The 14,524-nt window shown below is 59.6% G+C and carries 13 protein-coding genes; 6 read left to right on the forward strand and 7 right to left on the reverse strand.

Annotation, left to right across the window (positions count from 1 at the left end; all coding sequences use genetic code 11):
* Nucleotides 1-83: 83 nt before the first annotated feature.
* Complete coding sequence (locus I9185_RS04230) at nucleotides 84-353, reverse strand: usg protein (protein WP_152458119.1); 270 nt, start codon at nucleotides 351-353, stop codon at nucleotides 84-86.
* 223 nt (nucleotides 354-576) lie between these two features.
* Between I9185_RS04230 and gyrA the strand changes: the two genes are divergently transcribed.
* Both gyrA and I9185_RS04240 read left to right on the forward strand, forming a co-directional pair.
* Nucleotides 577-3,273 (forward strand): DNA gyrase subunit A, encoded by a 2,697-nt coding sequence (gene gyrA, locus I9185_RS04235; protein ID WP_245223467.1) that lies wholly within the window; start codon nucleotides 577-579, stop codon nucleotides 3,271-3,273.
* A 131-nt stretch (nucleotides 3,274-3,404) separates the two neighbouring features.
* The gene (locus I9185_RS04240) at nucleotides 3,405-4,067 is read left to right on the forward strand and encodes a hemolysin III family protein (protein ID WP_171632157.1); all 663 of its coding nucleotides are present in this window, start codon (nucleotides 3,405-3,407) and stop codon (nucleotides 4,065-4,067) included.
* A 321-nt stretch (nucleotides 4,068-4,388) separates the two neighbouring features.
* Here I9185_RS04240 and I9185_RS04245 read toward each other — a convergent pair whose 3' ends face one another.
* The 3 genes from I9185_RS04245 to I9185_RS04255 are packed head-to-tail and all read right to left on the reverse strand — an operon-like array spanning nucleotide 4,389 to nucleotide 7,811.
* Nucleotides 4,389-5,858, reverse strand: a complete 1,470-nt coding sequence (locus I9185_RS04245) for a carboxypeptidase M32 (protein WP_210092421.1) — start codon at nucleotides 5,856-5,858, stop codon at nucleotides 4,389-4,391.
* Nucleotide 5,859: 1 nt separating this feature from the next.
* Nucleotides 5,860-7,008 carry a heme A synthase gene (gene ctaA / locus I9185_RS04250; RefSeq protein WP_210092422.1) on the reverse strand — a complete coding sequence of 383 codons (1,149 nt, stop codon included), beginning with the start codon at nucleotides 7,006-7,008 and terminating at the stop codon, nucleotides 5,860-5,862.
* Between the two features lie 59 nt (nucleotides 7,009-7,067).
* Complete coding sequence (locus I9185_RS04255; RefSeq protein ID WP_171632149.1) at nucleotides 7,068-7,811, reverse strand: RNA methyltransferase; 744 nt, start codon at nucleotides 7,809-7,811, stop codon at nucleotides 7,068-7,070.
* Nucleotides 7,812-7,966: 155 nt separating this feature from the next.
* Here I9185_RS04255 and I9185_RS04260 point away from each other — a divergent pair, with 155 nt between their 5' ends.
* Nucleotides 7,967-8,587 (forward strand): thiamine phosphate synthase, encoded by a 621-nt coding sequence (locus I9185_RS04260; RefSeq protein ID WP_210092423.1) that lies wholly within the window; start codon nucleotides 7,967-7,969, stop codon nucleotides 8,585-8,587.
* Here I9185_RS04260 and I9185_RS04265 read toward each other — a convergent pair.
* Complete coding sequence (locus tag I9185_RS04265) at nucleotides 8,584-9,726, reverse strand: HupE/UreJ family protein (RefSeq protein ID WP_210092424.1); 1,143 nt, start codon at nucleotides 9,724-9,726, stop codon at nucleotides 8,584-8,586. The two genes, I9185_RS04260 and I9185_RS04265, sit on opposite strands and share 4 nt — an antisense overlap.
* A 164-nt stretch (nucleotides 9,727-9,890) precedes the next feature.
* Here I9185_RS04265 and I9185_RS04270 point away from each other — a divergent pair, with 164 nt between their 5' ends.
* From I9185_RS04270 to I9185_RS04280, 3 genes are all read left to right on the forward strand, one after another.
* Nucleotides 9,891-10,784, forward strand: coding sequence for a PfkB family carbohydrate kinase (locus tag I9185_RS04270; protein ID WP_210092425.1), 894 nt, complete (start codon nucleotides 9,891-9,893; stop codon nucleotides 10,782-10,784).
* A complete protein-coding gene (locus I9185_RS04275; protein ID WP_210092426.1) occupies nucleotides 10,781-11,692 on the forward strand; it encodes a pseudouridine-5'-phosphate glycosidase in 912 nt (303 codons plus the stop codon). The genes I9185_RS04270 and I9185_RS04275 overlap by 4 nt, the downstream gene beginning before the upstream one ends.
* Before the next feature lie 64 nt (nucleotides 11,693-11,756).
* Complete coding sequence (locus tag I9185_RS04280) at nucleotides 11,757-12,434, forward strand: DUF502 domain-containing protein (protein ID WP_152458130.1); 678 nt, start codon at nucleotides 11,757-11,759, stop codon at nucleotides 12,432-12,434.
* On the opposite strand, the gene I9185_RS04285 is transcribed toward I9185_RS04280, so the two are convergent.
* Together I9185_RS04285 and I9185_RS04290 are read right to left on the reverse strand one after the other, a co-directional pair.
* The gene (locus I9185_RS04285) at nucleotides 12,435-13,460 is read right to left on the reverse strand and encodes a patatin-like phospholipase family protein (RefSeq protein ID WP_171632136.1); all 1,026 of its coding nucleotides are present in this window, start codon (nucleotides 13,458-13,460) and stop codon (nucleotides 12,435-12,437) included.
* 64 nt (nucleotides 13,461-13,524) lie between these two features.
* Nucleotides 13,525-14,298: a 3-hydroxybutyrate dehydrogenase gene (locus I9185_RS04290; RefSeq protein ID WP_210092427.1), complete on the reverse strand. Its 774-nt coding sequence runs from the start codon at nucleotides 14,296-14,298 to the stop codon at nucleotides 13,525-13,527.
* Nucleotides 14,299-14,524: the final 226 nt, after the last annotated feature.

The raw sequence follows: 14,524 nt of genomic DNA on the forward strand, positions 1-14,524 counted from the left end.
GCCATTAGATTGGCAGTCACCATACGCGACTTGCCTCAAATGAGAACAGGAATTCCGACGCACAGGCGGACCTGGCCGATCACTCAGTTCACGCGAAACTCACCAACCATGTTGCGCCACTCGCCCGGTGCGATCATCTTGCGGTGCGTGAATTTCACGGAATGCAGCGGCCCTTCTATTTCTCGTTGCCAAAACTCGATGAATTCGAAGAGTTTCGGATGATCCGGCGCAAGGTCATATTCCTGCCAGATGAAGGTATTCAGGACGTGGACGTAATCGGGCATGTGATAGAAAAATTCGGCCGTTGTCAGGCCATAGCCCTTGAGCATCAATTCGGTTTCACTTGTCTTCATGCAGACCCCCGGTTTGTTGCACGGTATTCTCAGGCTAGCACGAAAACCCCCTAATACTTAGATAACAATATGTTACTTGGGTGTTACCGAGGATTCGAACCTTGGGGAGCGCTGCTTGCTTGCACCTTATGTGCCGGGTCTGATAAGGTGCATCCACAAGATATAGACCCAGCACAAAATACGGGCAGTTTACGTGAGCGATACGCCAGAAATCCCCGAAAACATGGATGAAACCCCGCCCGAGCGCCCTGTCTATGACGGCCCGACGGTCTCGATCGAATCCGAGATGCGCACGTCCTATCTGGACTATGCGATGTCGGTCATCGTCAGCCGCGCGATCCCCGATCTGCGCGACGGTTTGAAACCGGTGCATCGGCGCATCCTCTATGCGATGCACGAAACCGGAAATACCCATGACAAGGCCTATCGCAAATCGGCCCGTCCGGTGGGTGACGTGATGGGTAAGTATCACCCCCACGGCGACAGCGCGATCTATGATGCGCTGGTGCGGATGGCGCAGGATTTCTCGATGTCGCTGCCGCTGCTGGATGGTCAAGGCAACTTCGGCTCGATGGACGGCGACAATCCGGCGGCCATGCGTTACACCGAAGTGCGGATGGACAAGCCCGCCGCAGCCCTGCTGGCGGATATCGAGAAAGAGACGGTCGATTTCCAGGACAACTACGACGGCAAGGACAAGGAACCGACTGTCCTTCCCGCCCGTTTCCCCAACATGCTGGTCAACGGCGCCGGCGGTATCGCCGTGGGCATGGCCACCAACATCCCGCCGCACAACCTGGGCGAAGTGGTTAACGCGACGCTGGCCCTGATCGACGACCCGGACCTGACGTCCGAGCAACTGATCGAATACGTTCCCGGCCCCGATTTCCCGACCGGCGGCGTGATGCTGGGCCGATCCGGCGCGCGCAAGGCCTATCTGGAAGGCCGCGGCAGCGTAATCATCCGCGCCAAGACCCGCGTTGAAGAGCTGCGCAAGGATCGCTATGCCATCATCGTGGATGAAATCCCCTATCAGGTGAACAAGGCTTCGATGATCGAGAAGATCGCCGAAGCCGTGCGCGAAAAGCGCCTCGAAGGCGTCAGCCATGTTCAGGACGAATCCGACCGCAACGGCGTACGGGTGGTGGTCGAGCTGAAACGCGACGCAACGCCCGAGGTGGTGCTGAACCAGCTGTACCGGTTCACGCCTATGCAAACCTCGTTCGGCTGCAACATGCTGGCGCTGAACGGCGGCCGCCCCGAGCAGCTGACCCTGCGCCGTTTCCTGACCAGCTTCATCGATTTCCGCGAAGATGTCGTTGCCCGCCGCACCGCCTTTGACCTGCGCAAGGCGCGGGAACGCAGCCATATCCTGTGCGGTCTGGCCGTGGCGGTATCGAACGTTGACGAGGTCGTGGCCACGATCCGGTCTTCGGCCGACGCGGCCGAGGCACGCGAAAAGCTGATGACCCGGCGCTGGCCGGCCGCCGACATCGCGGACTATCTGCGCCTGATCGACGATCCGCTGTCCAAGATGAACGACGACGGGACCTATAACCTGACCGAGGTTCAGGCCCGCGCCATCCTTGACCTGCGCCTGCAACGCCTGACGCAACTGGGTGTCAAAGAGGTCACGGACGAGCTGGAAGACCTGGCCGCAAAGATCAAGGAATACCTGGATATCCTGTCCTCGCGCGAACGCATAATGGGCATCATCGCTGATGAACTGCGCAGCGTCCGCGAACAATTCGCGGTACCGCGCCGCACCGAGATCGTCGAATGGTCGGGCGACATGGAAGACGAGGACCTGATCGAGCGCGAAGACATGGTCGTGACCGTGACTTCGGGCGGCTATATCAAGCGCACGCCGCTTGCCGATTTCCGCGCGCAAAAGCGGGGTGGCAAGGGGCTGTCGGGCATGCAGACCAAGGAAGAGGACGTGGTCACCACCCTCTTCGTGGCCAATACGCACACCCAGCTTCTGTTCTTCACCACCGACGGGATGGTCTACAAGCTCAAGACCTGGCGCCTGCCCCAGTCGGGGCGCACCGGCAAGGGTAAGGCAATCGTCAACATCCTGCCGATTCCCACCGGCGTTTCCATTGCGGCGATCATGCCGGTCGATGTGCCGGATGAAGAATGGGAAAACCTTCAGATCGTCTTCGCCACCAGCGCCGGAGACGTGCGTCGCAACGCGCTGAGCGACTTCACTAACGTCAAGCGCAACGGCAAGATCGCGATGGACCTGCCCGAGGGCGTGGAACTGGTCAACGCGCGCATCTGCTCGGACGATGACGATGTGATGCTGGTCACCAATTCCGGCCGGGCGATCCGTTTCTCCACAACAGACGTGCGGGTGTTCAAGGGGCGCAAATCGACCGGCGTGCGGGGCATCCGACTGAACGCGGGCGACCGCGTGGTCTCGATGTCGGTGATCCGTCATTTCGAGGCCACCCCGGACGAGCGCGCCGCCTATCTGAAAATGCGCCGCCTGATGGCCGGCGTGACCGACGACACCGACGCCGACGAGGATGGCGGCAATGCCGACAGCATCCTGCCGCAGGAACGCTATGCCGAGATGTCGGCGGCCGAGAACCTGATCCTGACCATCACGGCCAAGGGATCCGGCAAGCTCAGCTCGTCGCATGACTATCCGGTTCGCGGCCGTGGTGGCATGGGCGTGATGGCGATGGACAAGGCGATGCGGGGAGGCCCGCTGGTGGCCTCGTTCCCGGTCGAAATCGACGATCAGATCATGCTGGCCACCTCCAAGGGACAGTCGATCCGGGTTCCGGTCGACGGCATCTCTTTCCGCTCGCGCAGCGCCGGCGGGGTCAAAGTGTTCAACACCGGCAAGGGCGAAGAGGTCGTCAGCGTCGCCCGGATCGCCGATCAGGGTGATGAGGAAACCGAAGAATAATCCTCACGCTTAATTACGGATATGAAACAAAACGCTCGCTCTGCGGGCGTTTTGTCATTCTGGATCACGATATCGATAGCTCTCGGGATGATCCGCTTGCCCGAAGCCATTCTGACGCCTAGCTTTTTCATATGTGGTCATTTGCACATATCCGACCAGCTTACAGCCGCACAGAACGTATCAGCGACGGGGTGGTCCATGTGCTCGGTGTCTCGAGTGCGTTGATTGCGGTTCCCCTGCTGATCACGATGACCATCAATTACCGGTATGATCAATCTGCGGTACTGGGTGCCTCGATTTACGGGGTGACGTTGATACTCATGCTGACGTTTTCTGCGTTGTACAACATGATCGAAAGCAAGGAATGGCGCGGGTTTCTGCAACGGCTCGATCATTCCGGCATCTACGTCAAGATCGCAGGGACCTATACGCCGTTTTTACTGTTGTCCGGTGCTCAGTCCCCCGGGCTGTTGCTCGGGTTGTGGTCCTCGGCAACGCTTGGGTCAGTTCTCAAGATGTTAGACCCAAACCGGTTCCGCTGGTTCGGGCTTGCGTTATACCTATTGATGGGTTGGGCGGTGGTCTGGGCCGGGCAATCCATGTTGGCAGACCTGTCCCCCACAATCGTCACGCTGATGATTGCCGGAGGGCTCGTGTACACGGCCGGGGTCGCCTTCTACCTGCTGGACTGGCTGCCGTTCCACAATACGATCTGGCACGTATTTGTGTTGGTCGGCAGCGTTTTGTTCTTTGCAGCCGTCGCGGCCCGAATCGAACTGGTTCAGGTCGTTTAGGATAACCTGTTCGTGTTTGTCAGGGAAAAAGTTTGCGCAAAACGAGAGTTGGCGTCGCCCAATAAAGGGTTCCGCGTGAAGCCGAAGACAAATTGCGCGGCATGTCCCGCGACCATCTCTCCGTCTTCGCCAGTCCAGTTTTGTGTTGGAAGCCCCTATTCCAAGGCATTCACCGTCTCAAACCAGTCAAACATCAGATCGCTCCAGCCACTTGGAACGCCATGCCCGGCCTCATAACCGATCACCGAAATGGTCAAGCCAAAGCCAATGTTGCAACGCAAATGGCGAGAAACCTTACCAATCGGCTACCGTTTCATACTGTCACAGCCCGTACAATCCGCTGAACTTCTGTTCCAGATAGTCCAGCAAAGGTTCGGGTCCCGGCTCAATGCCGCTTGCCCGTCGGATAATCTCGCGCGGGGCATAAAGCCCGCCGTGCTGCTGGACGTGTTCGCGCAGCCAAGCAGTTGCGCCAGATGTGTCGCCGTCTGCCAGTTGGGCATCCAGCCCCGGCACCGCTGCTCGCAGGGCCTGATACAGACATCCTGCATAGACATTGCCCAGCGAATAGGTCGGGAAGTACCCGAACAGTCCAACCGACCAATGCACATCCTGCAAACAGCCGTTCGACGGTTTGTCGACCGCATAACCGAAGTCGGCCTTGAACCGATCATTCCAGGCCGCCTCAAGTTCGTTGACCTGTAAGTCCCCGGCCATCAAAGCGCGCTCAAGATCGAACCGAAGCATGATGTGCAGATTGTATTGCACTTCATCGGCTTCGGTCCGGATATAACCGTTATGAACCCGGTTGACGGTAGCGTAGAAAGCATCTGCATCGGCAATTCCGAAATCGCCGAATGCGTCTTTCATCTGATCGAACAACCATCCCGTAAACGCACGCGAACGGCCAAGCTGGTTTTCATAGATCCGGCTTTGGCTTTCATGCACACCCATGGACACGCCGCGCCCCAGCGGCGTCAGCAGGTAGTCGCGGTCGATCCCCTGTTCGTAAGCCGCGTGGCCGACCTCGTGAATGGTGGAAAAAAAGCAGTTGAACGGGTCCGTTTCGCTGGTTCGCGTGGTGATGCGCACATCCAGGCCCGAACCCGAGCTGAACGGGTGAACCGCCTTGTCGACTCGGCCGTTGTTGAGGTCATAGCCGAAGGCGACCGCCAGTTTTTGCGTAAGCCGCATCTGGGTCAGCTCGTCAAAGCTTCCGGTCAGCGCAGCAGGTTCCGGGCGTTCCAGAACGGCCGCACGCAAGGCCACAAGACGTGGGCGCATTTCATCAAAAATGGCCGCGATCTGAGCGCCGGTCGTATAGGGTTCATAATCCTCGACCATGGCGTCATAGACGTCTCCGCCCTGTGCCAGCGCCTCGCCTTCCTGACGCTTCAGCGATACGACCTCTTCCAGCACGGGAACGAAGGCCGAGACATCTTCATCCGCGCGCGCCTGTGCCCATGTTCCCTGTGCGGCGGACGTGGTCCGGGCAATCGCCGTGGCCAGATCAGCGGGCACCTTGACCGCCCGATCATAGGCGCGCCGGATTTCCCGAAGCTGCGCCTTTCCGACTTCATCCTGTGGCGCGGCCTGATCCAGCCACTCTGCCACGCGCGGATCTGATCGGCGCGCGTGCAGGACGGCCTCGATCGCTGCCATTTCCTCGGCGCGTTGAGGCGCGGCCCCGCGCGGCATGACGGTTTCCTGATCCCAACCCAATCGTCCGGCAATCTGGCCCAATGCCGAGGTTTCACGCTGAAAAGCCATCAGTTTGTCGAAAGCGGTCATGTTAATTTACTCCGCGCACAGATGTTGCGATTGGATATGCAGTCAGGAACCGCGCGCGCAGGATCAGGGTCCAGACGACAACGGCCATGAACTGGTGAAAGATGGCGATCTGCCACGGCGCTCCGTAGACGACGGTCACGATACCGACGACAACTTGCACCGACAGGGCCGCGAAAGCCGCGTTGAAGGCGAAGCGCGTCTGAGGATGCGCGCTGGCGCTGCCGCGGCGCCAGACGACAATAGCAAAGATGAACAACAGGTAGCCTGCGCAACGGTGGATGAACTGCACAAGCCCCGGGCTTTCGAAGAAATTGCGCCACATCGGCTCCAACGCGGTGGCATCTGGCGGCAGCAGCTGCCCGCCGATCAGCGGCCAGTCGGTATAAGACCGACCAGCGTCGATCCCGGCGACAAGCGCGCCAATAAGTATTTGCAAAAAGGCGAAATGCATCAGGCCGGTGGACAACGAGAACAGTTTCGCTTCCTTCATGCGACGCGCCTGCATCAGGTCACGTTCTTCCCGGCCAAGCTCGAATATATACCAGGCGAGGAACCCGAGAATGACGAATGCCAGTCCCAGATGGGTGGCCAGGCGATAGCTGGCGACGGCGGTCATCCCCTCGCCCTGCGTCACACCCGAGGCGACCATCCACCAGCCGACAGCCCCCTGCACACCGCCCAGAAGGCCGGGGATCAGCAGCTTGCCGGTCCAACCCGTGGGTATCTTGCGGGTCACGAGGAAGCCCAGGAAACCGGTGGCCCAGACCAGCCCGATCACGCGGCCCAGTTGGCGATGCCCCCATTCCCACCAATAGATGGTTTTGAAGTCGCTCAGCTGCATCCACTGGTTCTGAATGCGCCACTGGTCAATCTGCTTGTACTTGTCGAACTCGGCCTGCCAGTCGTCCTCGGACATCGGCGGGATCGCCCCTGTAATCGGACGCCATTCAGTGATCGACAGCCCGCTGTCAGTCAGCCGCGTCAGACCGCCGACAGCGATCATCACCACGACCAAAGCGAACAGGATCATCAGCCAGGCACGGATTGCCTTACGCGCACCGCCACGCCCCCGGTCGATCATACCGGGTTGAACGGCCTGTTGTTTTTCGGTGTCCGAGACCTCTTCGAAGATGCTGCGCTTACCGCTCATGCTGTCCTCATGTCCTGATTTCGTCGCAAGCTAGGGCTTGGTGGAAGATAGGTCCAGCCTCAGCCTTTGTCTTTCCAGCGGACCATCTGCCGCATGATCCCATGCAGCATCTGCACGTCGGCCCGCGTCATCCGCATCCGCGACCACAGGTTGCGCAGGTTGGTTTTCATGCCCTCGGCCTTTTCAGGGGGATAGAAGAACCCGGCCTCTTCCAGCCGGTCCTCGTAGTGTTCCACCAGTTTCTCAACTTCAATCCCCGTGGCCCAGTCCCCCTTGCCCAAATCGGTGGATTCATGCACCACGTCGCCGGTCTGGCGCATCCACTCATAAGCGGTCAGCAAGACGCATTGGCCCAGGTTCAGCGACGCGTATTCCGGGTTCACGGGCACCGAGATGATCGCGTTTGCCTTGGCGATGTCTTCGTTCTCCAACCCCGCGCGTTCGGGGCCGAACAGAACCGCAACCTTTTCGCCCGCTGCGACCTTTTCGGCGGCGATCTGCATGGCGCGCTCGGGGCTGTAGACGGGTTTCGTCAGGCCGCGTTGCCGTGCAGTGGTGGCGAAGACAAAAGTGCTGTCGGCCAGCGATCCGGCCAGATCGTCAAACAGCTGCGCTTCGTCCAGCAACCGGCCGGCACCGCTGGACATGGCCACCGCCTTGGGGTTTGGCCAGCCGTCGCGGGGCGCCACGATGCGCATCCGGTCCAGTCCAAAGTTCCACATCGCCCGGGCCGCGGCACCGATATTCTCACCCATCTGCGGGCGAACAAGCACGAAGGAAGGCTGGGATTTGTCGCTGGGCATGGTTCACCTTGTAAAAACTTGGCCTGCTGTAATCGGCAGGCTCTTGCAGGGCAAGGCGCTGGGGCTGGAATTTGCTTGGTCTCGGCCATAAAAGTTTGCTTCCTTGCCGCAATCCGCTAAACCGCGCCAAAGACCAAAAGCCGAAGGACGCGCCCATGGACACCCCCGAGCAGCCGCAGATTTACCTGATAACGCCTCCGACCATCGAGCTGAGCACGTTTCCGGCCAAACTGGCATCGGTTCTGGACGGGGCCGAGATCGCCTGCATCCGCCTGGCGCTGGCTGGCAACGACGAAGACACCATCGCCCGTGCCGCTGATGCCTGCCGCGAAGTGGCCCACGCCCGTGACGTGGCCATCGTTATTTCAAACCACGTGCTGCTGGCGCAACGTCTGGGGCTGGATGGGGTGCATCTGGATGACGGCGCACGTTCGGTCCGCGCCGCGCGCAAGGAGCTGGGTCCGGATGCGATCGTCGGAAGCTTTTGCGGCGCGTCCAGCCATGACGGCATGACGGCGGGCGAACACGGCGCAGATTATGTGGCCTTCGGCCCCGTTGGCACCGCCACGTTGGGCGACGGAACCCGCGCCGAAAAAGATCTGTTCCAATGGTGGTCCGAGATGATCGAAGTCCCGGTCGTGGCCGAAGGCGGCCTGACGCCCGAATTGATCGGCGATCTGGCCCCCTGCACCGATTTCTTCGGCATCGGGGACGAGATCTGGGGCGATGACGACCCGCTGGGTGCGCTGAACAAGCTGCTGGCGGCAATATCTTAAGCCAGCAACCAGGGTTCAGCCATCCAATACACGCCGATCCCGGCGATCAGCATCGAGGTCAGAACCGAAATCCGGCCTCGTTTTCTGTGTGACCCGCCTGCAAGCAAAAGCGCGCAGGCAAAGGCCAGAACAGCCACAAAGACGACAGGTACTAGATTCCCGACACCAAACCCCAAAACAGCCGGAGCCAGATGATCGGGCGGCACCCCGATCTTTGTCAAACCCGAAGCCAGTGCCAATCCGTAAACACAGCCTGCGGCAAGCACGGCCAACAGGCGCCAGACCTGCAAGTGCCGGGCCACCAGGTTCCATAGCGCCAGAATGATGATCGCAGCCACCAAGGCCTGATCCTGCATGTTTTCTGGTACGTCCAGCACGCCGTACATGCCCAACCCGAGCCCGACAAAAACCCCTGCTGCCAAAAACGCCACCTGAGACATCACAGGCCGCAGGCTCAGCGTCAGCATCACGAGTGTCAGAACAAGGATGGATGGCTTAAGGAGGCTTTGAACAAATCGGCTGATGCCCTTTGCGAAATACGTCTGCAGTGTCTGCTCTGTTGTCAGCGATGCCCCGCCCTGCAACGGGATCAGTGGGCTGATTTCTCCGGCAGTCAGAAACCCTGTATACGGGGCCATCACGTTTTGCTGACGAAGAACGACTGACCCGCTGTACTGCGGCCAGGTCAGGCGCAGATTCGATGCGTGATCCGGCAAACGTGCAGTCAACAACAACTTGGAAACACGCACTTTTTCCGTGTCGCCCACCACCGGTATACGCACACCTTCATAAGACAGGTCCAGGCGATCAGGCGCTTCGACCACAAGGCTTTGCTTCCAGACCTGAACAAAGTCTCTGATCTGCGGTTCCAGTTCCGACGACACCAATCGTCGCAGAGATCGGTACTGTGAATTGCCGGAATAAGCGTCGGGTTGTGTCGGATCGGCACCGACCAGCATGGCCTCGGCGTTCAGTTTCACCTCGAGAAACAGAGTGTCATCCTTGACCCAGAAATCAATGACCGTCGGCGGGGTCGTTTGCGCCGTTACGGATCCCGGATGCAAGGTCAGAAGAACGAAAAAACTCAGGGCGCAGGTATTGAGGGCTCGGAGGATGGCACGGAAGACGGGGCCATTCATACGAAACGCTCCAACAGGAAAATCAAATCACCAATCATTGCTTTTGATTGTTCCCGCGAAGGCCACGGATCGCAAGGCCATATCGGCACAGGCCGGTCGGGAATCTCTTGTTGCGATGACGTTCCGGCTTGCACGGGCAACACCGCTGCGGCATGACGTCCCGTATGACTCAGAACACCAATATCCTGTGCATCGGCTCGGTCCTGTGGGACGTGATCGGCCGATCGGCCAGCGCCATGCGACAGGGCTCGGACGTGCCGGGCCGGATCACCCGCCTGCCCGGTGGCGTTGCGATGAACATTGCCATGACACTGGTTCGTTTCGGCATGACACCCACCCTGCTGACCGCCATTGGCCGCGATCCGGAAGGCGACGAGCTTGTCCATGCCTGTTCGCGCCTCGGCATGGTGACGGATCACATCTATCGGTCGCAGGATTTGCCGACCGACCGCTATATGGCCGTCGAAGGTGCGAACGGGTTGATCGCGGCGATTGCCGACGCGCATTCGCTGGAGGCCGCGGGCGCAAAGATACTGCACCCTTTGATGCACGGACCTCTGGGTTTTGAAAACGCACCATTTGAGGGCCCGATCGCACTGGATGGCAATCTGACACTGGACCTGCTGGAAGAAATTGCCCAAAGCCCTGCTTTTGCGCGTGCGGATCTGCGCGTGGCCCCGGCATCGCCGGGCAAGGCCGAACGTCTGCTGCCGTTCCTGAAACATGCGCGCGCCACGCTCTATGTAAACCTCGAAGAGGCCGGTATCCTGTGCCAGCGTGAATTCACCGATTCCGAATCCGCGGCCAAAGGCCTTCTGGATCGCGGCGCGCTGCGGGTGCTGGTCACCGACGGCGGCAATTCGGCAACCATCGGCAGCTCGACAGAAATCCTGACGCAAACACCCCCTGCCGTTCTGGTCACCCGCGTGACCGGTGCCGGGGATACTTTCATGGCGGCCCATATCGCCTCAGAATCCGGCGGTGCATCCAGTGACGAGGCCCTGACCCGCGCCCTGCACGCCGCTGCAACCTACGTTTCCGGAGAAACCCCACTGTGATCGACATCAAATACTCTGCCGAGGTTCGCGCCGCCAAGGACGCGGGCCTGCCCATCGTTGCGCTGGAAAGCACCATCATCACCCACGGGATGCCCTACCCGCAGAACATCGAAGTCGCGGCACAGGTCGAACAGGACATACGCGATGCGGGTGCGGTTCCTGCAACCATGGCCGTAATCGAAGGCAAATTGCATGTCGGGCTGGAGCAGGATCAGCTGCAATGGCTGGGTCAGGCCCAAGGCGTTGCCAAGATTTCGCGCGCGGACATGGCGGCGTGCATCTCGACCGGTGGCACCGGGGCCACCACCGTTGCCGCCACGATGATCGCCGCGCACTATGCCGGGATCGAGGTTTTTGCCACCGGCGGTATCGGCGGCGTGCATCAGGGGGCCGAGACCACCTTCGACATCTCAGCCGATCTGCACGAGCTTGGCCATACGCCCGTGACCGTCGTCGCAGCCGGGGCGAAAGCCATCCTGGACCTCGCCAAAACGCTTGAGGTTCTGGAAACGCTGGGCGTGCCTGTGATCGCACATGGCCAGGACGAGTTTCCTGCGTTCTGGTCGGCAAAGTCGCCCTTTAACGCGCCCCTGCGCATGGACAGTGCCGATGCCATCGCCAAAGCCCACACGACCCGCCGCGCGCTGGGTCTGCCCGGCGGGCAGTTGGTGGCGAACCCGATTCCGGCCGCCGATCAAATCCCGGCCGAGGAATTGGCCCCCATCATCGCCGAAGCCCAGTCAGATGCAGATGCCCATCGTATCACCGGCAAAGCCGTGACCCCCTATCTGCTGCAACGTATCTTTGAAAAGACCGAAGGCCGGTCATTGGTCGCCAACATCGCCCTTGTTCGAAACAATGCGCGTTTGGCGGCCAAGATCGCGCAAGCGCTCGTCAAACAGAGGTGACGTTAACCTATTGTACCAAGGCCGTGGATTGACTACCTAAATCCGGAAACCATTCGGAACCGCAATGAATACACCCTTCGACGAAGAGCCTCACCGCCGCCCGGGCATGCTTTCACGGCTGCGCGCGTCCTTTCTGACGGGCATCGTGGTCATTGCGCCTGTCTGGTTGACGGTCTGGCTGATCTGGTCCGTAGTCGGCTGGATAGACAGTGCGGTTCTGCCGCTGGTGCCCCAACAGTTCCAGCCCGAACAATACGTGGGCATCAACCTGCGCGGCGTGGGCGTGGTGATCTTCCTGATCTTCACCGTTCTGGTCGGCTGGATCGCCAAGGGCATACTGGGCCGTTCCCTGATCCACTTCGCCGAAAGCGTTGTTGACCGGATGCCCGTCGTGCGCTCGGTCTATTCCGGGATCAAGCAAATTTCGGAAACGGTGTTTGCCCAGACCGAGCGTTCTTTCGAAAAAGCCTGCCTGATCCAGTACCCGCGTCGCGGGATCTGGGCCATCGGCTTTGTCTCGACCAGCGCCAAGGGTGAGGTCAGCCAACGCGCCGAAACCGGTGGCGAACTGCTGAGCGTATTCGTACCCACGACACCCAACCCGACATCGGGGTTTCTGTTGTTCTTCCCCGCAGAAGACGTGATCCTGCTGGACATGAGCATCGAAGACGCCGCCAAACTGGTGATTTCGGCGGGGCTTGTCTATCCGAATGGAAAAGATCCGACACAGCCGCCCGAGTGATCAGCTGAACATCGCAGGCAGATCAATTGTGCTGGTCTGGCCCAAATCCTTCTTGTGGTTGGCAAGAAAACCGTCTGCGGCGTTCCGTCCGGCCTGTTTCAGCTTGTGCAGAATGACCGGATTGGGCACGGTTTTGGTGGCAACAGACAGGCTGTTCATCAAGTCGTTATCTGCAATCATGTGAACCAGAACGCGGCTCATCTCTCCGGCTGTCAGCTTGCCTTCTTTCAACAACCGCTGGACAAAGCTGATCGCCCGCAACTCGCGAAACAGGGATGAGTTGAAGCTGATCTCGTTGATCCGGTTCTGGATTTGCTGCGGCGTGATCGGAACTTCGTCACGCTCCAGCGGATTGATGTTCACGATCACCACGTCATCCGGCAAATCATCGTTGAACAACGGATAGAGCGCCGGGTTGCCGGTATACCCTCCGTCCCAATAGGCTTCGGTCCGGTTTGTCTTCGGGTCGAAAATCTCAACCGCCTTAAACAGGGTCGGCAAACAGGCCGAGGCCAGGATGGCGTCGGTGCTGATTTCGTCGCCGGTAAAGACGCGGATCTTGCCGCTGCGTACGCAGGTGGCACACACAAACAGTCGCGGGCCTTCATCTGCGCACACCTCGTCAAAATTGAACCTGTCCACCACCGGCTTCAAAGGGTTGCTGTAGAACGGCCCGTACGCATAGGGCGACACCATCCGCGACCAGGCATCCCCAATCGAAAACGGCACCGAATATTCCATCGCCTGCGCAATGGCCGCCGGTTCAAGGCCGCGAAACCAGTTGGCAAAGCGCATGTCGCCAATAGCGCCCATGCGCTTCCACAACCCGTCCAGGCGTGCCCGCGCGCCTTCGCGCCCGGAATGAACCATACCAGATTTGTAGGCCGCACCGTTCAGCGCCCCTGCGGAAGTTCCGGTAATGGCAGCGACCTCGATGTCGTCCTCGTCCAGCAGCCGGTCGAGCACACCCCAGGTGAACGCACCATGCGCCCCACCCCCCTGCAAAGCCAGATTGATCCGCTTCATGCCGCAACCCCTTCATCTTTTCCAAAATACTCTGGGGGTGTGGGGGCAGCGCCCCCGCAAAACCTCAAAGCGCGGTCCAGCCACCATCGACGGAAATTGTGGTTCCGGTGATCTGAGCGGCCGCGTCCGAACACAGGAAGATAGTCGTTCCACCCAGTTGTTCGACCGTGGCGAATTCCTTGGACGGTTGCCGTTCCAAAAGAACGTTCTTCACAACGTCCTCACGGCTCATGTTGTATTCTTTCATCGTGTCGGGAATCTGGGACTCGACCAGCGGCGTCAGCACATATCCCGGGCAGATGGCATTGCAGGTGATCGGTTCCTGCGCAGTTTCCAGCGCTACGGTCTTGGTCATTCCCACCACGCCGTGCTTGGCCGCAACATATGCCGCCTTGAAAGGGGATGCCGTCAGACCGTGGGCCGAGGCGATGTTCACCACACGTCCCCAACCTGCCTTGCGCATCATCGGCAACGCGGCCGCCGTTGTGTGAAAGGTCGAGTTCATGTTGATTGCGATAATCGCATCCCATTTATCAACCGGGAATTTGTCAATCGGTGAGACATGCTGAATCCCGGCATTGTTCACCAGAATGTCACAAGACCCCGCCTGTTCGATCAAGGATCGGCATTCCTCGCCCTTGGACATGTCGGCCTTGATGTAGCGCGCATTGGTTCCGGTCTCTTTCGCAATCTGCGCGGCAAGCGCGTGATCTTCATCGCGATCGGTAAAGGAATTCAGAACCACATCGGCACCGGCCTTGGCCAGCTCGCGTGCGACGCCCAGGCCGATGCCCGAATTTGATCCCGTGATGATTGCCGTTTTGCCGGACAGGCTCATGTCCATTCTCCCTCAAGCGTTGATCAGGCGCACCATGCCATGCTGCACCTGCAAAGAAAACGGGGAAACATGTGGGATTGGAATACCGGCCTGAGACTTCCACAGGCAAAAAAAACGCCCGCACGAAGCGGGCGTTAAGTTATTGAGGCAGGTTTCATACAGGCAAGAAACCTATCGAGCAGTGCAACCTTTATAAGCAATTCTGCGCCTTGGTCCAAGCTAAAAG

Origin of the sequence: Ruegeria sp. HKCCSP346 (genome assembly GCF_017872595.1) — a bacterium.
In the GTDB taxonomy this organism is placed as follows: Bacteria; Pseudomonadota; Alphaproteobacteria; order Rhodobacterales; family Rhodobacteraceae; genus Ruegeria.